Source organism: Mesorhizobium sp. BHbdii, from assembly GCF_053848045.1.
Window position 1 is genome coordinate 329,616 of sequence record NZ_JBSPKX010000003.1, and the last position, 21,467, is coordinate 351,082.

A 21,467-nucleotide genomic window follows, 5' to 3' on the forward strand; every position below is an offset into this window, starting at 1 on the left:
GGCCTTCAGCGCAATACGCTCTGCCGCAGCGTTTCGCCGCCTTCGACGATTGGAGCGGACGCTTCCAAATGGAAGATCGAGCGATAGATTTCGCTGCGCATGGCGAGTTCGTCATGGGTCCCGGAGTCCGCAAGCATACCAGCGTCAAATACCAGGATGCGATCGGCCGCCTTGATGGTTGAAAGCCTGTGCGCAATGCAGATCACAGTGCGCTGAAATGCATCGTCGAACGCAGCCTCCATGACCGCCCGTTCGTTTTCGCCGTCGAGCGCGGATGTTGCTTCATCGTAGACAATCACCGGAGCATTTTTGAGTAGGGCGCGCGCGATGGCAACGCGTTGTTTCTGCCCGCCCGACAGATTGGTGCCGCTCGGACCCACCAGCGTGTCGAGCCCGTTTTCCAGGCTCGAAGCAAAGCTTGTGACCCGGGCGAGGTCCGCCGCGGACTCGATTTCCTGATCGCTGGCGTTCGGGCGTCCGTCGCGAATGTTGTCACGGATCGAGCCTTCGAACAGGAAAACATCCTGTGAAACCAGGGCGATATTGTCGCGAACGTCGGCCAGGCTGATCTTCGTAATGTCCTTTCCGTCGAGGAGAATCCTGCCCCTGTCCGGCTCCATCAGGCGCAGGATCAGATTGACGATGGTCGTTTTGCCGGCGCCCGAGCGGCCGACGATCGCCAGCTTCTCACGAGGTCGGACCTCGAAGGAAACGCCGTGCAGCGCAGGGCTATTCCCTTCATAGGAGAAGGCCACATCTTCAAAACGGAGGCCGCCCTCGACATCGGTGAGGTGCTCGCCCGCGGTTGCGAGTTGTCGCTGTTCGGGCGTGTCGATCAAATCAAACATCTGCCCGACGGCCACCATTTGCTTCTGGATGTCGACATTGACCCGGGCCAGCCGCTTGGCGGGTTCATAGGCAAGCATAAAGGCGGTTATGAAGGCCATAAATTCGCCCGGCGTCTTGCCGTTGCCGAGGGTCTGCCAACTGGCGTAAATAATGAAAAGGCCAATGATGAAGCCGCCGCCTGTCTCCATCAATGGACTCATCAACGCCGATGTGCGGTTGATCTGGATGCCGCGCCTTTCCATCTTGCGGACGGCCTTCGCGAAGCTGGCGGCCGCCTTGTCTTCAAGTTGGAAGGACTTGATGGTGCGGATACCTTCGACGGCTTCCGTGCCGATCGACTGGACCAGTGCTGCCAACTCCGTCTCGCCCCTTGCCAGCGCCTTGAGCTTCCTGGTTATCGCGCCCACCGATAGGAATAGCAGGGGTAGAACCGCCACCGATATCAGCGACATCATTGGATCCTGCTTGACCATGACGCTTGCCAGGGCAATCAGCTTCAGCACATCGGAGACGGTGCTGCTCGTGAGGGTGAGAATAACGGCGGCCCCGGCGCGCGCGTTGAACATGATCTTGGAGACGAATTTCGCCGGATGCTGGTTAGCGAAGCGGTTGATGTCGAAACGCACCATTCGGGAAAACTGGCGATTTTGGAGGTCCGAAACGATAGCCCGGCGAACCTTCCCCGTTGTGATGGTCTGGCAGTAGTCGGCGATCCCCTTGACCAGGAAAATGCCCACAATCACGGCGCTAATACCCCATGCGGCGGCAGCGTTCCGTTCTACATAAATGCTATTGATCATGACACTCATGATCCAAGCCGTTGCGCCGGTCGCCGCCGCAGCGACGATTGAACACAGCAAACCGGTGAGATACAGCTTTATGTGCGGCGGCAGGTTCTCCACGATCAGGCGCTTGACCAGCGGGTATGCCAGGGCCGCTGAAATTCGTTTCTTTGCGCTCATTCTGTTTCCCGATGCGATGTATCGTTCTCTGACGACCCTCGCTCCTGCCGATCCATGAAAATTTTTCTCGGCGCCGTCACACATGCGCCAAACTGGTATCTGACGTCTGACTTCGTTCGAAGTTATAGTCAATCTTGAATCCTCCTGATTGCGGCTAGCGGCGAAGCGGACTAAGTGTCGGGCATTGCTGTCGGCGGCCGGCTTTGGAGATCATGGAGCCATTGTGACATTGCTAGAGCGAATTCGACGAAAGTATCTTCGGCTCCGCCACCAACTCGGATACATTAAAACTATTCGTTTGATGGCATCGAACAAATCAAACACGAAGTATGAAGACTTTGTCAGTTCTGGCACCATTACAATCCGCAAAACTTCAATATTCACTTCTGACGATATATTCTTTACGATGGGGAGTTGCTTCGCGCAGGAAATTCGACGTGCATTGACAAGCAGGCAGATCGCATGCGTTCCATCTTACAAAAATATCAGCTTCGACCCGACACAGGCCATTGTAGATGAGCTGCCTCGGCAGGAGCATATGAACTTCTACAACACCTTCACTGTTCGCCTTCAGGTCGAGCAAATGCTTGGGTTGTGGGATCAGGCCCATGACGACTGGTGGCAAGTCAAGAAACGTGCTCCTTGGGGCCCAATCTGCTTTCAGGACCCGTACCGCCGCGGCATCTTCGCCAAATCTCCGCAAGTTCTCAGAGAGGTGATCGAGAGCATAAATGGAGAGATGCGGGTTGGCTTCGATGCAGCCACGGCATTCATATTCACCTTCGGAATGACTGAGGTCTTCATCAACAAATCCAGTGGCAAAGCAGCAGCACAGAAACCGCTTTATCGTGGCGGGGGCGGAATGCAGGAAACGACGCTTCACGTCAGCGGCTTTCAGGAAAACTATGCCAACGTGATGGCTACCGTGGACATGGTCCGTCAACACAAACCCGATGCACCGATAATTCTCACAGTCTCACCGGTTGCATTGGCTCGGACGTTTCAAGACATGGATGTCGTCACTGCGAGCACTGAAGGCAAGTCCGTTCTTCGGGCTGTGCTTGGTCAAGTCTGCCGGGAACGGGACAATGTCCATTACCTTCCCTCATTCGAGCTTGTCACCTATGGAGGCCTTGCTCGTAGCTATAGAGAGGATTTACGGCACGTAAAGAAATCGGTCGTCGACGAGATCGTTGAACAGTTCTTCGATGCATACTTTTCTCCGTCGCAGGCGTCATCGAGCGGGAATTGACACCTTGCCGCCGTGACATTCCTCACTTGATGACCCTGGAGAGTAGCCGCAGCCATTCAGCGCTAGCTTGCCTTTACGACAATCGCCTGCCCCGTTGGAAGCTCGATGATGCCTTCCGGGCGGTTTTCAAAGAATTGATCAAAGGCCTTTCGGGCTCCAGGACAGAGCGCAGAGCCGTAGTCGTCACATATGATCATGCCATTCGCGGACACCCGATCGTAGAAGAAGGCAAGCGCGTCACGTGTCGGCTCGTATAGATCGACGTCAATGTGGACCAGGGCGAAACGCCGGTCGGATACGCTGGAAAAGGTTTCTGGTATCCATCCCACATGAAAAGTGGTGTTGCGGAAGCCGGAAATATTCTCTCTGGCTATCTTCTCGTCGGTGCTGAGATCGCCGGACTTCCATGGCGTTCGGCCGTTTGGCTTGCGATCCTCTGCGGTTGGTTCGGAGAGGCCGGCAAACGAGTCGAAAAGATGGTAGTGCCGTGGCCGAAGATCGCTCATCAGCATGAATATTGTCGACCGGCCTTGCCTTACGCCGCATTCGGCCACATCGCCATCGATACGCTCGATCGATCGCAAGCAGCTTTGCAGGACGAAAGCCCGGGGATCTGGAATCCCGCGGATGTTTTTGACCCGCTGCAGCGCCTTTCGGAAAAATGGCTGGTCCTTCCAGATCATATGACTGGAATAAACATAGAAGCCGTATTTGTCGGCCTGCTTCTGAGAGACCTTATACCAAGCCACGCCTCTGCGTTTCTTCGAAACAACAGCGAGTGCCATATCTCTTAATTTCATCGGTACCACATTTTCGGTATGTTCATAAAACGGGCGGAATCGAAAGCTCTGCCGGTATCAGACGCGGAATGAAGTCGAGTTCCGGCTGCAGGACATGGGCTTCTCGAGCGCGCAAGAAAGCACTTTCCGGTGCCCGTAATAAGGCAACGTCGAGGTTGGAACTTGCATGGGGTGCGACTCAAGATCACGGGCCACGTGCCTGGCTCGGTCCGGAAACAGCCAAACCCCGGGCTGTCGGAGTCATCCCACTGCCCGGCTTGCGCTGCCCGCGCCGCGAGTGATGGCGCCTGCGGCAGATACCCATCGAGAAGCTCAGGCATCGCGCTTGGCGGCGGCAGGCAGCCCCACAACATCGATCGTGGCGGAGGAAGACCCAGGTCTCAACGAAGCGGGAATCGAAAGGCTGGCTGGCGCATTCCTGCCATTCTCGGGCATGGCACGGGTGCGCCAGGTATTGTTCAGTCGCAAATCGAGAGGTTCAGTCGACTGCCCCGACCAGAACATCGGCGTGTTCAAGTATCGCGACCCAGCGTCCGGTATGTGTGGACGATTGCCTTTTTAGAAATCTATATCCAGTTTCCGACCAAAGCTTCACATCGTCGTTGAGGTTGTCGAGCACATAATCGCCTTTGTCGGTCTTGACCGTCAGCACTGCGTGCCCCTCGCCGTCTTTTTTTCTGACGACAGTGATCAGAAGGTTTGAGAGCGATATGCCCTCCAAATTGAGCATCTGACGCTTAAGCAGAACGTAGTCCTCGCAGTCGCCGATCGCGCTAACAGGATAGGACCAAAATTCCATCGTGCCGTGAACGGCAAAATCGCTCACGGGCTTGATCGATCTGTTCACGAGTTTGGTGACGGACGCGAGCTTATCTTCCATTCCACTGGTCATAAGAACCGGCGGGATCTTGCCTGATCGTATCCTGCATTCTGCGGCCTGCCTTCGGCAGAATTCCATGTAGCCAACTGGGATGGAGGTCCGCTGCCCTGTGGCCATGGCACCAGGCACCGCGTCGGCCGAAGCTTTCTCCATCGGCGTCGCGGACATCATCAAGCCTATCAGTAGGCCGGCACACAGCCATGCCCGCGGTATCACCAATCCCATTCGCCCCGCCCCGAGGTAACGATCCGAAACAATCTTTAATATCGCGTTACCATCTTTTCATGGGGACATCAACGCAGCCGACACACAATTTAAAGCTACGGTCACGAACAATCATCAATGACCTGCTGGTGGGCGCTGCGGTTAATGCTGGAGAACTTCCATAACCACTGGAAGATCATGACCTTCGCGTGTTGTCGCATGACCACATCGGCGCATTTCTGCCATCGACGGCTCAAACGCGGACAGGGCGGCCGAGAAAAAAATTGTAGCCAAATTTGTCGAAGCAAAAAACTCCAAGAGCTACGGGGCTCTCGCGTAGATTCGCATACATTCGAATACATTTCGATGGCACTCGGGCAAATCTCTGCGACAGGCTTGGCGTAAGTTTCGATCGTGAGCAGGAAGCCTCGTCATAGTGACGGGACAGAAAGCCGACAGCGATTTCGCAAGCAGGAGTCGACACCGCGCGAGGCCGATTGGCAGGTCTGCTCATTCTAAGAAAGGAAAATACGATGAACAAACTTGCAACGGCTTTCGCCCTCGCCTTGTCGACGGGAGTCTCTCTCGCTGCCGCTCAAAATCCGGACCGCGATCCGACCCGCGGATTTGCTCCTGATGTCGACAACGGCGAAATGACCTTAGACACCAATCATACGGCTTCCTTGCCGCTACCCGTGGTAGCCCCGAAAGAACAACAACCACAGCCCGGCACGGTCCTCAGGGGTCGTGCACCATGGGCGGGCCGTTAATATACTGGCCTTGTCCTCCAATGCAAAAAGTCCAACCACCCGCCATGCAACAAAGGGTGGTTGGACAGGGCGCAAGAAAATCCTGCAGCCATGGATGAATTGACCGTCTCTGGCGAGAGTATTGAATGCGTCAGGTCGCGAACTCAGGAAAAATGGTGGCGAGGCTTCGAGGGCCGCGTGTGGGATGCTCGGGACGGGATCTAGTCGTCGCCAGCGGGCGTGCATACGAGCTCGATCAGCCGCTCTGGCGCTCGCCATCACCGAGGCGACGGCAGCAGTAAGCGGCAAAAATGGCTATTCAACTTTATTTCATAGTCAGTGGCACTTCCGCGTCTCTCATGCGTTGACGAGAGTTCAACAGGCGCCGCGCATTTCTCATGAACCTCCACCGGAGCTCTTTCGTAGCATTTGGGTTTTTCGTGCTGGCGATCGGCACCGCTGGCCAAAGGGCATGGGCTCAGCCGCCCTGCCCGGCCGATCATGACGTGCTGCTGAATGCGCTAAAGGCCAACGTCAAGGCCAGCGGCGGCCCCGGCAATGGCGGCTTCGACACCAATGAATGGGCAGTTTTAGTGGCTCGCGACGGGACGGTTTGCGCCGTGGGCTTCAGCGGCCCGACCGCCGACGCTCAATGGCCGGGCAGCCGACTGATCGCGGCCGAAAAGGCCAGTACTGCCAACGGGCTCAGCCTCGCCCAGATGGCGCTGTCGACCGCTAATCTTTACGCGCCGGTTCAACCAGGCGGACCCATGTTCGGTCTGCAGGCTACCAATCCCGTCAACCAGGCGGCCGCCTACGCCGGCGACCCTTCGGCATTCGGCAGTGCCAATGATCCGTTGGTCGGCAAACCGATAGGTGGTGTCGTGGTGTTTGGCGGCGGCCTCGCGCTCTATGACGGAAAGGGGGTAGTCGGCGGGCTGGGGATCAGTGGCGATTCCTCCTGCGCTGACCACAATGTCGCTTGGCGGGTGCGCAAGGCACTTGGGCTCGACAAAGTGCCGGCTGGCGTCAATCCCGATCGCAAGGATGCCATCGTCTATGACCTCGATCCGGGCGGAAAGAGCGCGTCCGGCTGGGGGCATCCGCTGTGCGCCGGAACCGAAGCGGACGTCGCGGCCGAACTCGGCGCCGGCGTCGGCGGCTCCATGCGCCAATGAGGAGTACGGCAGGTGGCGGAGAACTCAGGAACCGCATGCCAAAGGGGGGAAACAGTCGAATGAACGCGAGAGCGCGCTCTTATAAATTGAAGACACTGGGCTGGATGCTACTGGCCGGCTGCGCGCTCTTGGCCGGCACTGCGGCTCAGTCTGCAGATCCTGCGATATCCCCGCCTGCTGCGGCTGCTCCGCCCGACGACGGCCAATGGACAATGCCGGCCAAGAATTATGCATCGACCCGTTATAGCGACCTCGCCGAGATCAACGAAGCCAATGCCAAGACACTGCAGGTGGCCTTCACCTTCTCGACGGGCGTGAACAAGGGCCAGGAGGCCGCTCCGCTCGTCGTCGACAAGACGATGTACATAGTGACGCCATTTCCAAACATCGTCTACGCGCTCGATCTCTCCAAGCCCGGCGCGCCGATGAAATGGAAATTCGAGCCCAATCCCGAACCTGCGGCGCAAGGGGTAGCCTGTTGCGATGTGGTCAACCGGGGAGCTGTCTTCTCGGCCGGGCGCATCTATTTCAATACGCTCGACGGACACACGATTGCCCTCGACGCGGCCACCGGCAAGCCGGTCTGGAACACACACATCGGCAACATCAATATGGGCGAGACCATCACCATGGCGCCGCTGGTGGTGAAGGGAAAGGTGCTGGTCGGCAATTCCGGCGGCGAGATGGGGGTGCGCGGCTGGATCAAGGCGCTCGATGCCGGTGACGGGCACGTCATCTGGACGGCTTACAGCACCGGTCCGGACAAGGATGTGCTGATCGGCACGGACTTCAAGCCGCACTACGACACCGACAAAGGCAAGGACCTAGGCGTGACGTCATGGCCGCCGGAGGCCTGGAAGATCGGCGGCGGCAATGTGTGGGGTTGGATTTCCTATGACCCGGATCTGAACCTGGTCTTCCATGGCACCGGCAATCCCGGTCCGTGGAATCCGGATCTGCGGCCTGGCGACAACAAATGGACCGCCGGCATCTTTGCCCGCGACCCCGACACCGGCGCGGCGAAATGGTTCTATCAGTGGACACCGCACGACCTGCACGACTATGACGGCATCAACGAGCAGATCCTGCTGGACATGAAATGGCAGGGCAAGCCGCGCAAGGTGCTCGTCCGGCCGGAGCGCAACGGTTACCTCTACATTCTGGATCGGACCACAGGCGAGGTCCTGTCGGCGACGCCCTACGGTCACGTAAATTCCAGCAAGGGTGTCGACCTAAAGACCGGCCGCCTGATCGCAAATCCCGACAAGAAAACCGGCACCGGCAAAGTGGTCCGCGACATCTGCCCGACAGCATCAGGGCTCAAGGACTGGCAGCCCTCGGCGTTCTCCCCCAAGACCGGGCTGCTCTACATCCCGCACAACAATCTGTGCATGGATGAACAAGGCGTCGAGGTGAACTACATCGCCGGCACCCCCTATGTCGGCATGAATGTCCGCATGATCCCGGGGCCCGGCGGGAACCGCGGAGCCTTCACCGCCTGGGATATCGCCGCGGCCAAGCCTGCCTGGAGCTTAAAGGAGAACTTCCCCGTGTGGAGCGGCGCGGTCGTCACTGCCGGCAATGTTGTGTTCTACGGCACCATGGAAGGCTGGTTCAAGGCAGTGAGCGCCAGGACGGGCGATCTGCTTTGGCAGTTCAAGACATCGTCCGGCATCATCGGCCAACCGGTCACTTATCGCGGACCGGACGGCCACCAGTATGTCGCGATCCTGTCGGGTGTCGGAGGCTGGGCCGGCGCCATCGTGTCGGGCGACCTCGACCCGCGCGACGCCACGGCAGCACTCGGCTTCGCGAACGCGATGAAGGACCTGAAGGACGTGACCACGCCGGGAGGTACGCTCTATGTTTTCCGGCTGCCTTGATGCGATCGACCTAAACGCGGGCGGAGGACGAAAGGCGTTCGGGCGCCTTGTGGTCTGGATCGGCGCGTTCTCCTTACTTCTTGTCGCGGCCTCCGCGGATGCGCGTGAACTGAAGGTCTGCGCCGATCCCAACAACATGCCCTTTTCCAACGTCGCTGGTCAGGGCTTCGAGAACAAGATCGCCGAAATCATCGCGGGCGAACTCCGCGCCGAGCTTTCCTATACCTGGTGGGCGCAGCGCCGCGGTTTCCTCCGCAACACGCTCAAGGCGGGCCTGTGCGACCTCGTGCTCGGCACCCCCGCCAATCTCGAAATGCTGCGCACCACCGCGCCCTACTACCGGTCATCCTATGTCTTCGTGACGCGAGCAGATGGGCCGGACATCACATCCTTCGACGATCCACGCCTGCGCGACTTGGGCATCGGCGTGCAGCTGATCGGCGACGACGGCGCCAATTCGCCGCCGGTCCAGGCGCTCGGCCGCCGCGGCATCGTCGGCCACCTCATCGGCTATCCTGTCTATGGCGATTATTCGGCGCCTAACCCGCCCGCGCGCATCGTCGAGGCAGTAGCTAAAGGCGAGATCGATCTCGCCGTCGTCTGGGGACCGCTCGCCGGCTACTTCGCCGCAAGGCAGAAGGTGCCGCTGCGGATCACGCCGGTCGCGCCCCGCATAGACGGACCGCTGCTGCCGATGGTCTACGACATCTCCATGGGCGTCCGGCAGAAGGACGATGAGCTGCGCGGCGAAGTGGATGCCGCGCTGGCCAAGCACAAGTCCGAGATCGATTCGGTTCTGGCGCAATATGGGGTGCCGCGCCTTGCTGCCGGTGGGAGTCCGGTACGATGAGGCGGGGCCTCTCAGTACTCTTCTCCGCGACCCTGGCGCTTGCAGCATGCCAGCGCGAGGAACGCGACACACGTCCACAATCCGCGCTCGGTTCCGGCCAACAGCCGGTGCCCGTTACCACGCTGGAACCAGGCGGCGAGCGGCCCTCCCCGAGCGACAACAAGGCCGCCGCCTTTGAGGCCAATGCCTTTCATCTCAGCGAGGGCAAGCGCTTGTTTAGCTGGTTTAACTGCTCCGGGTGCCATGCCAATGGCGGCGGCGGCATGGGGCCGGCGCTTATGGACCAGAAATGGATTTATGGCAGCTCGATCGAAAGCATCCACGCCACGATCCGCGACGGACGGCCGAACGGTATGCCGAGCTTCCGTGAGAAGATCCCTGATGACCAGATCTGGGAGCTTGCCGCTTTCGTGCGCTCGTTGGCCGGCAACGCGCCGTCCGCGGCCGCGCCCTCGCGCAATGACGACATGATGGCGCATCCATCGGAAAACCGCCTGCCGGACGCCGCGACGCTGGGGAAATCGCCGTGAAACGCCTCGGCCCGGTGGTGTGCGGCATGGCCTGGCTGCTGGTTCTTCAGGGATGCGCCGGCTGGCAATCGGCGCTCGACCCGAAGGGTCCCGCCGCTGGCGAGCTGGCGTGGCTGATCTGGTTTTTCACCGGGCTTTGCGCGGTGGTCTGGGTGCTGGTAATGGTCGCTCTGGTGGCGCCCCTGCTGATGCGGTCGCCGGCGCGCTCCGAGCCGCTTGCGCTCGACGCCGGCGCCGAGCACCGCAAAGTGCGATTGGTCGTGACCGCGGTTGGGATGACCGCTCTGATCCTGGTCGGGCTTACCCTGTTGAGCTTCTTTGCCAACAGGACGCTTGCCGCAATCGGATCTGACGCGGCGCTGACAATCCGGGTCACCGGCCACCAATGGTGGTGGGAAGTGCGCTACGAGGCGGCTCAGCCGAGCCGCATCCTGACGACGGCGAACGAAATCCACATTCCCGCGGGCGAGCCAGTGCGGCTTGTTCTGACCTCGACCGATGTGATCCACTCATTCTGGGTGCCGAGCATCGCCGGTAAGCTCGACCTCATCCCCGGCTATGTAAACGTCCTGGACATCAAGGCTGACAAGCCGGGCGTCTATCGCGGCCAATGCGCGGAATTCTGCGGCGCCCAGCACGCCAATATGGGAGCCTTCATCATCGCCGAGCCCCGGCAGCAGTTCGATGCCTGGCTGAACGACCAGTTGCGGGCGGCCGCCGCTCCAACGAGTGCCGACGCAAGGGCCGGCGCCGATCTCTTCCTCAAACGTGCCTGCGTGATGTGCCACAGAATCGGCGGCACCGTCGCTGGCGGGACAGTCGCGCCGGATCTTACCCACATTGCCAGTCGGCAAACGCTTGCCGCCGGAACGCTGACGATGAGCCGAGGCAATCTCGCCGCGTGGATAGCCGACCCGCAAGGCATCAAGCCCGGTTCACACATGCCGGTGGTCGATCTCGACGGCGACGAGCTCAACGCCATCGTCGCCTATCTCGAGGGGCTGAAATGAGCAGCGCCGACCTGACGAGCGAACGCAATGCAGCCTCCAAAGGCGACCTTGCTCCCGAACACGACGGGCCGCGCGACACAGGCATGGACGACGCCAGCCTGCATCGCTGGCTGGAACGCACCTGGCGGACACCGCCCGGCATCATCGGTGCGCTGTCGAGCGTCGACCACAAGGTGATCGCAAGGCGCTACCTGGTCACCGCTTTCGTCTTCCTGTGCCTGGGCGGCCTCAGCGCGGTGGCCATGCGAGTTCAGCTCTCGGGACCGCAGCGCGGACTGATCGGACCCGACCTTTACAACCAGCTGTTCACAATGCACGGCGTCACTATGATGTTCCTGTTCGCCGTGCCGATCGTGCAGGCCACCGGCGTCTATCTCGTGCCGCTGATGGTGGGCACTCGCAACATTGCTTTCCCGCGCCTCAATGCGTTCGGTTACTGGGTCTACGTCTCAGGCGGCGCGTTCGCCTGGGTGTGTTTCGCTCTCAACATGGCGCCTGACGTCGGCTGGTTCGCCTATGTGCCGCTGTCCGGGCCCGAATTCGGGCCCGGCAAGCGCGCCGACGTCTGGGCGCAGATGATCACCTACACCGAAGTGTCGTCGCTGGCGGTCGCGGTAGCGACTATCGTCACCGTGCTGAAGCAGCGGGCGCCGGGCATGTCGCTCGACAAGATCCCACTCTACGTCTGGGCGATGCTGGTCACCTCCTTTGTCGTCGTCTTTGCCATGCCGGCGGTGATGATCACCTCGACATTCCTGATCCTTGACAGGCTGGTCGGCACGCAGATCTTCAACCCGGCGGAGGGCGGCGACGCATTGCTGTTCCAGCATCTGTTCTGGTTCTTCGGCCATCCCGAGGTCTACATCATCTTTCTGCCCGCGACGGGCATGATCTCCTCGATCATCCCGGCTTTTGCCCGGCGACCGACGTTCGGCCAGCTCGGGCTGGTTCTGTCGCTGATCGCCGTCGGCTTCCTGTCGTTCGGCCTCTGGGTCCACCACATGTTCGCGACGGGACTGCCGAAGCTCGGCGCCAGCTTCTTCACTGCGTCGAGCATGATGATCGCCATTCCCAACGGTCTTCAGATCTTCTGCTGGCTGGCGACCTTATGGGACGGCAAACCGGTGATCCGGACCCCCCTGCTCTTCGTGTTCGGCTTCTTCTTCATCTTCGTCATCGGCGGCCTCACCGGCGTGATGCTGGCCTCGGTGCCTTTGGACCTTCAGGTGCACGACACCTATTTTGTGGTCGCGCATTTCCACTATGTGCTGATCGGCGGATCGGTGTTCCCACTGCTCGGCGCGGCCTATTTCTGGTTTCCGAAGTTCACCGGCCGCATGATGAGCGAGCGCCTCGGGCGCTGGCATTTCTGGCTGGCCTTCATCGGCTTCAACGCAGCCTTCTTCCCAATGCATATCGTCGGCCTGTGGGGCATGCCACGGAGGGTCTACACCTATCCGGCCGAGCTTGGCTGGGGAAACATCAACCTGTTCATAACAGCCGGCGCGGTCCTCTTCTTCCTGAGCTTCGTCGTGTTCACCTTCACCCTTGTGCATGGCGCGTTGAAAGGCGCACCGGCAGGCAACAATCCCTGGGACGCTGGCACGCTGGAATGGGCAACGCCATCGCCGCCGCCGAGTTATAATTTCTCGCGCATTCCCGTCGTTGCCCATGTCGAGCCGCTCTGGGCCGAACGCGCAACCCTTCCCGTGGCGACCGGGCTTCGCGTCGACACGCGCGAACTCCTCGTCTCGACGGTCGCGGAAGCTCATCCGGACATTCGCGAGAAATCGGCGACACCCTCGATTTGGCCGCTGTTTGCGGCCCTCGCTGTCGGCGGCACGTTTCTTTATTCGATCTTCACGCCTTGGGCGGTGGTCTGGGGCGCACTGCCGATCGCCATCACATTGATAGGATGGTTCTGGCCCAAGGGCGACCCGGAGGACGAGGAATGAAACAGCGTCCTGCGGCAGATATTTCCGGTCTCCCCACCTTTGGGCATGGTCCGCGCAGCCCGACTTGGTGGGGCACGCTCGGCTTCATGGCGCTGGAAGGCACCGGCTTTGCACTGGCGGCCGGCGCCTATCTCTACCTGGCGATGTTATGGCCTGAATGGCCGCTGAGCGCACCGCGGCCGAACCACTGGCCCGGGACGATCGTGATGCTGCTGTTGATTATCAGCCTGGTGCCGAACCACATCCTGCACGGCTACGCCAAGGAATGCGCCATCGTGCCGGTGCGGATCTGGCTCGTGGCCATGTCGCTGCTCGGCATAGCGCCGCTGGTTGTGCGCTGGTTCGAGTTTCCGGCACTGAACATCTACTGGGACACGAACGCCTATGGCTCGATGCTCTGGGTGCTGCTTGGGCTGCATACCGCGCATCTGATCACCGATGTCGGCGACACGATTGTGCTCACGGTGCTGATGTTCACGCACCACGGCAAGAGCGGCCGGCGTTTCGCCGACGTCGGCGACAATGTTTTCTACTGGGATTTCGTGGTCGTGACCTGGGTCCCGATCTATCTGCTGATCTATTGGGTACCGAGGCTCGGCTGACATGCGCGCGGTGTGGTTGGGAACTTCCTGGGGTGGACTTCTATCGGGGCCGTTGGCTTGGGCCGTCTCGACGCAACTGAACTACGCGCTGGTCCCCTGGCAATGCAAGCATCAGGTCCCGGTCGTGCTTCCCGTGGCATTGCTGCTTGCCTTGCTTTCTCTTCTCGGCGGTGCACTGTCCTGGCGGGCGAAGCGACAAGGCGGCGCCGCTTTCAAACCGGAGCGCACGCGCAGCACAGAGCGTTTCGTCGCCGATCTCAGCATGCTGGCGGCTTTGCTGTTTGCGCTCGTCATCATCATGCAGGGCAGCGCCGCGCTGATCCTCGACGAGTGCCTGCGATGAGCTTCGAGCCGCTCTTCTCCACCTCGATCTGCTATGGCTCCGGTGCGCCCGAGGCCGGATGGACGCTGGCTTTCCCCATCACGCTGCCGCTGGCTGGTCTTGCGCTCATCTACGCGGCCGGTGCGACCAGGCTGTGGCGCCGCAGCGGCCCCGGCCGGCCCTTACGGATGCGTCAGGCACTGCTGTTCGCCGCCGGGTGGGGCGTGCTGACGGCAGCGCTGGTCAGCCCGATCCATGCGCTCGGCGAGCGAATGTTTGCCGCGCATATGATCGAGCATGAACTGCTGATGGCCGGGGCGGCGCCGCTCCTGGTCGCCGCCTGCCCGGCCGCGGCGTTGCTGTGGGGATTGCCAGTAGCCTTCCGGCGCGCCCTGAGAATGGTTGGACATGGACGATTGCTGCAGATGGTCTGGGCGTTTGTCACCCGGCCCCTCAACGCCACAGTCATCCACGGCATTGCGATATGGATTTGGCATATTCCGATCCTGTTTGAGACAGCGCTCGAGCGTGGCGTGTTCCATTATGCCCAGCATGCAAGCTTCCTCGGCACCGGCCTGCTGTTCTGGTGGGCACTGCTGCCACGCCCGGGTCACCAGCAGGCCTATGGCAACGCCGTCATGCATCTTTTCTTCACCTCGCTGCACACCGGCCTGCTCGGCGTTCTGCTGCTTCTGTCGCCGAAGCTATGGTATCCGGAAAACGCTGCCGGCGCGGCATTGTGGAATCTGAGCCCGATTGAGGACCAGCAACTTGCCGGGCTGGTGATGTGGGTCCCGGCCGGACTGATCTATGGCGGGGTAGCGTTGCTGCTGGCTGGCCTCTGGATAAGAACGAGCGGGACAAGGGGGGCGGCGCATGCACTCCGACCTGTCTAGGCTGATTGCCGGCGCTGTCGCCGCGGTTGTTCTGCTGGTCCTCACCGTCGCCGCGCTCACCTGGTGGTCCGGCCGCACCGCCCGGGTCCAGCATGAGGCGGATGAGGCCACCGGCGGCGTAGGCGCACGCGCCATACCCATCATGAGGGCGAATGGATGTGCCGGCTGCCACACGATCCCCGGTGTGCCCGGCGCGGAAGGAAAGGTCGGTCCGCGCCTCGACGCCAGCCTTGCCGGCAGGGTCCATATAGGCGGTGTGCTGGCGAACAATCCGGAGAACATGATCCGCTGGATACGCGCTGCAAGGGAAATCAATCCGCGAACGGCGATGCCGTCGACTGGCATTTCCGAGCAGGAAGCGCGGGACGTCGCGGCTTATCTATACGCGCTCAAATGAGTACTGCTCGCCGGGAATGGTTCCGAGTGTCGGCCATAGCGATTGCACGCAGATCGACCCGCAGCGTCTGGACCGAACTGAACTATAGGCTTTGCAATACGCTTTCGGCAGCACAGATTTGATAGGTCCCGTCGGATCGCAGATACGCGAGACCCACCGCAGCCGCGATGGCCACTCCCGCGGCAGCGAGCAGGAGCTTGTCTCGCGGCTCCTGGTTGCTGAGTACGCCCTGGACGGCCGAAGACGCCTGGCCGACCGTGGCAGCTGCTTCGTCAGCGGCCTCGCCGGAGACCCGACGCAATCCGTCAACCACCCCGGGCATCCCGGCCCCCAGATTCCGCACCTTCTCTATGACGGTACCGACCAGGTCCCCCGCATTCTCACTTACTGTTTCGGCCGCCTCGGCGCTCAATTCACCCACTTTCGACGCGACCTCGCGGGATTGCTCCTTCAGCCGCCCTCTTTGCGCGTGCGGCAGATGACGGCAAGGGCGAAGGTGAGGTGCGCGCGGGGATGAAGGCGGGGAGCGGGTGCGCATCTCGCGGTCGGAGCGGTCGAGCGAGCGCAGGCGCGGCAGGGGGATTTTGAGAGGGAGGTAGGGCGCGTCCCAATAGGACCAGGCTCTAGGCGTTGCCCCGAGCCGCAGACGCCTCGGCCCAGGCGGGTGACGATCCTTCGCGCAAAAAGGAGGCTCGGGAAGACGAGCTGGCGTGTATCCTACAGGGAGCTCTGTTGGGCTAGGAGTTCGTTTTTCCCTAATTCTGAGGCGGCTTTAGCCATTATCGAGCACCAGAATCGATGCGACGTTAGCCGATTTTCCTTTGACTTATCTCATTGAAATTGTTCGACCATGTTAATTTCCGTGTATTTAAAACTTGTAATTGCACGGCATCATTGACTTGTAAACGTACAGCGTATGGAACAAGGCGGCCATCTGGAATTGCCGCAGGACGATCGCTGATATTGGTGCCTGACCCTAAAAATTTCTTTCGCTCTTCGTCGGCACTGGCGAGGTGGGAAGACTCAGTGCGGTGTCATTTGGTGGCGAGCGCCCAGCAACAGCGTAAGATGTATAGACAACCGGTCGCAACTGGTGTTCGTTTCCAATCCGATCGCATGCAATTCGGAAAATGCAGGAATCGTGACCATGGACGCCGCTTCCTTGTTTGATCTGACGGGAAAAAAGGCTCTGGTGACGGGCGCCAGCCGCGGCATCGGCCAGGCCTTGGCTGAGGCGCTCTCCGCGGCAGGTGCCGACGTCGCGGTGACCGCCCGCGACGAAGCGTCCCTTCTTGAGACGGCGGACCGAATTAGCGCTAACGGAAGAAGGTCGCTTTGCCGGTCACTCGACGTGCTCGACACCGATCGCATCCGCGTGGTGGTCGACGAGGTGGCGGATGCCTTTGGCGGGCTCGACATCCTGGTCAACAACGCCGGCTATGAGAAAGTCCAGCCGTCGCTCGACGTGGACGAAGCGGTGTGGGACCGCATCGTATCGACCAATCTGAGGGGCGCCTTCTTCTGCGCGCAGGCTGCGGCGCGGCGGATGGCTGCCGACAGCAGCGGTGGCGCGATCATCAATCTTTGCTCGCTGACCTCCTATGTCGGCATTCCGACCGCGGCACCTTACGGCTCCTCGAAGTCTGGACTTCTGGGCATGACGCGCGCGCTGGCCACGGAATGGGCATCGCTCGGCATCCGCGTCAACGCCATCGCTCCGGGGTATTTCCATACGGCGATGACAGATGCTTTTTATCAGGATCCCGACTGGCAGATGGCAATGCTGGCCAAGATACCGCAGCGGCGTTTCGGCACGATGGAGGATCTGGCGGGAGCCGTTGTATTCCTGGCGAGCGGGGCATCCGCCTATGTCACCGGGCATTGCCTCCCAGTTGACGGCGGCTATCTCGCATCCATCTGAGCGACTGAGGGCGGGTGCAACAAGAACCGTGTAGACCCATGTTGTATATGGTTGTATATACCACCTCGCAACGCTGGACGTTCTTGCATGCGGCCGGCGACAAAAAGGGGAACCACAATGCAGGAGCCTTTCCGGGCCGGAGCTTCGCGGGAAGCGGAAGGCGGCAGGGAAATTGCAGTCACAGTCCGCAACGTCGGGATGGACTTCGATGGGGTTCACGCCGTCAAGAATGCGTCCTTCGATCTGCCGAAGGGCCGGTTCCTCACCATTCTGGGGCCTTCGGGGTCCGGCAAGACGACCCTCCTGCGCATGATCGCGGGATTCCAGACCCCGAGCAGCGGCGAGATCTTCATCAACGGTGAAGCGGTGAGCGCGGTGCCACCGCACAAGCGGTCGATCGGCATGGTCTTTCAGAGGCTTGCGTTGTTTCCACATATGACGGCGGCTGAGAATGTCGCCTTCCCGCTGAAGATGCGTCGGCGCGATGCACGCACCATTCCCGAACGCGTCGAGCGATACCTCGCGCTGGTCCGGCTCGGGGGCTATGGCGGCAGGCGCATTCACGAACTTTCCGGCGGGCAGCAGCAACGCGTCGCGATCGCGCGCGCGCTGGTGTTCGAGCCCGACCTGCTGCTGCTCGACGAGCCGCTGGCTGCGCTCGACCGCAAGCTGCGCGAGGAAATGCAGCTCGAATTCCGCCGCATCCAGCGAGAGCTCGGCGTCACCACGATCAACGTCACCCACGACCAGCGCGAGGCGCTGGTGGTTTCCGACGACATTGTGGTCATGGATCAGGGCGAGATCCAGCAGAAGGCGCGGCCAATCCATACCTACCGCCAGCCCCGCAACGCCTTCGTCGCCAATTTTATCGGCGTCACCAACTTCATTGCCGGTACGGTACGGTCCGTATCGGAAGGGGGCGACGTCTCCATCCTTCGCGGTGCTCTGACGCTTGCCGGAAAAATCGGCGATCCGGTCAATCCACCTGCGGAGGGCGGCAAGGCGTCGGGAGCGATCCGCGCCGAGCAGATCCGTCTCGCCGGCGACGCTGCTCAGCTGTCGAAGCTCGATTGCGTGCTGGCCGGGACTGTAATCGATACGATCTTCGAAGGCGAGCGCATGGTCTACGAGGTAGCCTGCGCCGCGATTGGCGACGAGGTCATTCGCGTTTTTGACCATGATCCCGCCGCGCACACGCAGTTCGACATAGGCGAAAGCGTGTTCCTGGGGTGGAATGCCAGGGACATGCTTGTTTTTCGATAGAACCGGAAACCGGTCAAACCCAGAGGAGAATGCAGATGAAGCGCTTCAAGCCGACATTATCCCATCTTTCCCGCAGAACCTTCCTTCAGGCCACCGCCGCGCTCGGCGGCGCCTCAGCTCTCGGCCTGCGCAGGTCCTATGCGCAGGAACCGGAAAAGCCGGCGGAGATCATCGTGCGCGCCTGGGGCGGCAGCTGGGTGGATAGCCTGAAGGCCGGCGTGTCCGACAGCTTCACCAAAATGACGGGGATCGCTGTCCGTCACGACCTGACTGAAGACAACGAGATCCAGCCCAAAGTCTGGGCGGCCGTGGCGCAGAACCGGGTCCCGCCGATCCACATCAACTGGGACACCACCACCAATGCCACGAAGTCGGCACTGCGCGGCGTGACAGAAGATCTCTCCGACCTGCCGAACCTCGCCAATGTGACGGACCTTGCCAAGCCGGCCGGCCTGGAAGGCTTCCCGATCGTCAATACCTACGGCTATGTCTATGTGCTGGCCTATCGGCCTGCGGCGTTCCCGGACGGACCGCCGAAGTCCTGGAAAGACCTGCTCGACCCGAAGTTCAAGGGCCGGCTTGCCTTCTACAATGACGGCATCGGCTTCCACTTCCCAGCCCAGGTCGCCGGTGGCGGCAAGCTGGAGGACATACCCGGCAACATGCAGCCGGCTTGGGATTTCATCACCAAGATGAAGGCGCAGCAGCCGCTGCTCGGCGAAGATCCCGACTTCACCACCTGGTTCCAGAACGGCGAAATCGATGCCGCCTGCACCATCTCCACCAACGCCCGGGAGGCCCGCAAGAACGGCGTGAAAATCGAATGGGTTGTGCCGGAGGAGGGTGCGAAATTCGACACGGACGGTTTGTGGATCCCCAAGGGCCTGCCGGAAAACGAACTCTACTGGGCCAAGCAGTACATCAACCATGCGCTGACCAAGGAAGCCCAGCAGGTCTGGCTGGACGGCCTCGGCTTGCCGGGCGTGGTGCCGGGCCTCACACCGCCGAAGGATCTGGTGGGCGACCCGTCCTATCCGACCACCGAAGCGGATTTCCAGCGCCTCATCCGCATCTCGTCGAAGATCCAGGTCGAGAACGAGAGCGAGTGGTTTTCCAAGTTCAAGGCGATCATGCAGGGCTGACGCCGGGTCGGCCGGTGCTGCGCTGGCGGCACCGGCTCCTTTACGAGGTCGGTTACGGATTTCTCATGCGGGCAGCCAGGACAGCCTATCCCTTGAAATGGCGTATCATGGATGCGCTGGAAGGCATTGCCGCCGCCATCTGGCCAGCGCGATTCAGGCGCGCCACGCCCTATGTGATGCTGCTTCCGGCAGTGCTGCTGGTCGGACTGCTCGTGCTTGGTCTCATCCAGATCGCGGATGCAAGCCTGCGCACGCTTGACACCACCACCTTCCAATTCTCGGACGATTATTCCATCGCGAATTTCCGGCGGGCGCTGACAGAGCCGCTGTTCCTCGTTGTCGCGCAGCGCAGCCTCATCGCCGCCCTGATCGTCACCGCGGTGACACTCGTCTTCGCCTTTCCCTACGCCTATCTGATGGTGCGCACGCGTTCGCCAAGACTGCGCAAATTCCTGCTGATTGCGCTGTTCCTGCCCTTCTTCATCGGCCAGGTTGTGCGTGCATATGGCTGGCTGATCATCCTCGGCAATCAGGGCATGGTGAACGAGGCGCTCGGCCTTATCGGGGTCGCCCCGATGCGACTCATCTACAACTATCCCGCCGTGCTGTTCGGCCTCGTCCAGTACATGCTGCCCTTCGCCGTACTGATGCTCGCGCCGGCACTCACCGCCATTCCCGAAGAGCTGGAGGCGGCCGCTGGATCGCTCGGTGCGAACTGGGTTCGCACATTCATCCATGTCGTGTTGCCACTCGCTCGTCCGGGCTTCATCGGCGCCGGCGTGGTGGTGCTGACGCTTTCGCTCACCGATTTCGCAGTCCCCGCGATCCTTGGCGGCGGCTCGCAGGACTTCATCGCCAACGCCATCTACGATCAGTTCTTCCGAACGTCTGACCAGGGCCTCGGCGCGACGCTGGCGCTTATGCTTGTCGCGCTCGGGTCAATTCTCGTCGGCTTGGTGTTCGCGCTGTTCGGAGCCGGAACGCTTGCGATGGGGAGGTCACGGGCGTGAACGGCTCGCGCAGCAAATCCGTTGTCTTGTGGACCCTGGTCACGATCGCCCTGGTGACGCTTTCAGCGCCGACGATCGTCGTGCTCGGCGCTTCCTTCACCGGCGGCAACATCATCACGTTTCCGCCGGACGGGCTATCGCTGCGGTGGTACGCGCGCATCTCACAGGCCTCCGACCTGCGCAACGCTTTCCTGCGCACGCTCCATGTCGCGACGGTATGTACGATCGTTGCCATTCCCGTGGGCACGCTGGCTGGCATCGCGCTGGCGAAATATGCGGTGCGTTTTGAGAAGACGATGCAGATTTATCTGCTGCTGCCCTTTACCATCCCGCTGATCGGATCGGGCATCGGCCTCATGCTGATTTTCGGCAACGCCGGCATTCTCGGCCAGCTCTGGCCGGTCGGCATCGCCTGCTGCGTCATCAACCTTCCCTTCATGATCTGGGCGGTGACGGCGAGTGCCACCGGGCTTGACCCGGACCTGGAACTGGCCGCCGCCAACTGCGGCGCGCCGCCGCTCCAGGTGTTCTTCTCCGTCACCCTGCCGGCGGTGATGCCGGGGGTGATCACCGGCTCGCTGCTGATGTTCATCCTTGCGCTCAACGAGTTCCTGGTCAGCCTGCTGCTCGTCGATGCGCGCATCGTGACGCTGCCGGTGCTGATCTACAACTCCATCCGCTCGATCATCACACCGGATCTTGCCGCGATCTCCGTGGTCTTCATCGCCTGCTCGGCTGTCGCCATCTTCCTGCTCGACAGGCTGGTCGGGCTCGACATCTTCCTGAAATCGAAATGAGGAATGCCGGCCTGC

The 21,467-nt window shown here is 61.1% G+C and carries 21 protein-coding genes; 18 read left to right on the top strand and 3 right to left on the bottom strand.

What is annotated here, in order from left to right; all coding sequences use genetic code 11:
• Positions 1-5 precede the first annotated feature (5 nt).
• Positions 6-1,811 (bottom strand): ABC transporter ATP-binding protein, encoded by a 1,806-nt coding sequence (locus ACWTU8_RS18505; protein WP_287335338.1) that lies wholly within the window; start codon positions 1,809-1,811, stop codon positions 6-8.
• Between the two features lie 223 nt (positions 1,812-2,034).
• Here ACWTU8_RS18505 and ACWTU8_RS18510 point away from each other — a divergent pair, with 223 nt between their 5' ends.
• Positions 2,035-3,063, top strand: coding sequence for a GSCFA domain-containing protein (locus ACWTU8_RS18510; RefSeq protein WP_455849307.1), 1,029 nt, complete (start codon positions 2,035-2,037; stop codon positions 3,061-3,063).
• 62 nt (positions 3,064-3,125) lie between these two features.
• On the opposite strand, the gene ACWTU8_RS18515 is transcribed toward ACWTU8_RS18510, so the two are convergent.
• Entirely contained in the window at positions 3,126-3,863 is a 738-nt protein-coding gene (locus ACWTU8_RS18515) for a TylF/MycF/NovP-related O-methyltransferase (protein WP_455849308.1), read from the bottom strand.
• Positions 3,864-4,341: 478 nt separating this feature from the next.
• The gene (locus ACWTU8_RS18520; RefSeq protein WP_455849309.1) at positions 4,342-4,914 is read right to left on the bottom strand and encodes a transglutaminase-like cysteine peptidase; all 573 of its coding nucleotides are present in this window, start codon (positions 4,912-4,914) and stop codon (positions 4,342-4,344) included.
• Between the two features lie 566 nt (positions 4,915-5,480).
• Here ACWTU8_RS18520 and ACWTU8_RS18525 point away from each other — a divergent pair.
• From ACWTU8_RS18525 to ACWTU8_RS18605, 17 genes are all read left to right on the top strand, one after another.
• Entirely contained in the window at positions 5,481-5,717 is a 237-nt protein-coding gene (locus ACWTU8_RS18525) for a hypothetical protein (protein ID WP_455849310.1), read from the top strand.
• Positions 5,718-6,094: 377 nt separating this feature from the next.
• On the top strand, positions 6,095-6,874 hold the full coding sequence (locus ACWTU8_RS18530; RefSeq protein WP_084831530.1) for a heme-binding protein: 780 nt from the start codon (positions 6,095-6,097) through the stop codon (positions 6,872-6,874).
• 59 nt (positions 6,875-6,933) lie between these two features.
• Positions 6,934-8,757 carry a methanol/ethanol family PQQ-dependent dehydrogenase gene (locus ACWTU8_RS18535; protein WP_455849311.1) on the top strand — a complete coding sequence of 608 codons (1,824 nt, stop codon included), beginning with the start codon at positions 6,934-6,936 and terminating at the stop codon, positions 8,755-8,757.
• The gene (locus tag ACWTU8_RS18540; RefSeq protein ID WP_455849312.1) at positions 8,738-9,607 is read left to right on the top strand and encodes a substrate-binding domain-containing protein; all 870 of its coding nucleotides are present in this window, start codon (positions 8,738-8,740) and stop codon (positions 9,605-9,607) included. Before ACWTU8_RS18535 ends, ACWTU8_RS18540 begins: the two co-directional genes overlap by 20 nt.
• Positions 9,604-10,137 carry a c-type cytochrome gene (locus ACWTU8_RS18545; RefSeq protein ID WP_455849313.1) on the top strand — a complete coding sequence of 178 codons (534 nt, stop codon included), beginning with the start codon at positions 9,604-9,606 and terminating at the stop codon, positions 10,135-10,137. Before ACWTU8_RS18540 ends, ACWTU8_RS18545 begins: the two co-directional genes overlap by 4 nt.
• A gap of 26 nt (positions 10,138-10,163) precedes the next feature.
• Positions 10,164-11,147, top strand: a complete 984-nt coding sequence (gene coxB, locus ACWTU8_RS18550) for a cytochrome c oxidase subunit II (protein ID WP_455849616.1) — start codon at positions 10,164-10,166, stop codon at positions 11,145-11,147.
• A complete protein-coding gene (ctaD, locus tag ACWTU8_RS18555) occupies positions 11,144-13,102 on the top strand; it encodes a cytochrome c oxidase subunit I (RefSeq protein ID WP_455849314.1) in 1,959 nt (652 codons plus the stop codon). Before coxB ends, ctaD begins: the two co-directional genes overlap by 4 nt.
• The gene (locus tag ACWTU8_RS18560; protein WP_455849315.1) at positions 13,099-13,704 is read left to right on the top strand and encodes a cytochrome c oxidase subunit 3; all 606 of its coding nucleotides are present in this window, start codon (positions 13,099-13,101) and stop codon (positions 13,702-13,704) included. The genes ctaD and ACWTU8_RS18560 overlap by 4 nt, the downstream gene beginning before the upstream one ends.
• Position 13,705: 1 nt before the next feature.
• Complete coding sequence (locus ACWTU8_RS18565) at positions 13,706-14,047, top strand: hypothetical protein (protein ID WP_455849316.1); 342 nt, start codon at positions 13,706-13,708, stop codon at positions 14,045-14,047.
• Positions 14,044-14,922, top strand: coding sequence for a cytochrome c oxidase assembly protein (locus tag ACWTU8_RS18570; RefSeq protein ID WP_455849317.1), 879 nt, complete (start codon positions 14,044-14,046; stop codon positions 14,920-14,922). Before ACWTU8_RS18565 ends, ACWTU8_RS18570 begins: the two co-directional genes overlap by 4 nt.
• Entirely contained in the window at positions 14,903-15,319 is a 417-nt protein-coding gene (locus ACWTU8_RS18575; RefSeq protein WP_455849318.1) for a c-type cytochrome, read from the top strand. The genes ACWTU8_RS18570 and ACWTU8_RS18575 overlap by 20 nt, the downstream gene beginning before the upstream one ends.
• A 118-nt stretch (positions 15,320-15,437) precedes the next feature.
• Positions 15,438-15,836: a hypothetical protein gene (locus ACWTU8_RS18580; protein ID WP_455849319.1), complete on the top strand. Its 399-nt coding sequence runs from the start codon at positions 15,438-15,440 to the stop codon at positions 15,834-15,836.
• Between the two features lie 630 nt (positions 15,837-16,466).
• Positions 16,467-17,240, top strand: a complete 774-nt coding sequence (locus tag ACWTU8_RS18585) for an SDR family NAD(P)-dependent oxidoreductase (protein ID WP_455849320.1) — start codon at positions 16,467-16,469, stop codon at positions 17,238-17,240.
• 117 nt (positions 17,241-17,357) lie between these two features.
• Entirely contained in the window at positions 17,358-18,503 is a 1,146-nt protein-coding gene (locus ACWTU8_RS18590; RefSeq protein ID WP_455849321.1) for an ABC transporter ATP-binding protein, read from the top strand.
• 35 nt (positions 18,504-18,538) lie between these two features.
• Complete coding sequence (locus ACWTU8_RS18595; RefSeq protein WP_127313734.1) at positions 18,539-19,645, top strand: ABC transporter substrate-binding protein; 1,107 nt, start codon at positions 18,539-18,541, stop codon at positions 19,643-19,645.
• A gap of 65 nt (positions 19,646-19,710) precedes the next feature.
• Complete coding sequence (locus ACWTU8_RS18600; protein WP_455849617.1) at positions 19,711-20,655, top strand: ABC transporter permease; 945 nt, start codon at positions 19,711-19,713, stop codon at positions 20,653-20,655.
• Complete coding sequence (locus ACWTU8_RS18605) at positions 20,652-21,452, top strand: ABC transporter permease (protein WP_455849322.1); 801 nt, start codon at positions 20,652-20,654, stop codon at positions 21,450-21,452. The genes ACWTU8_RS18600 and ACWTU8_RS18605 overlap by 4 nt, the downstream gene beginning before the upstream one ends.
• Positions 21,453-21,467: the final 15 nt, after the last annotated feature.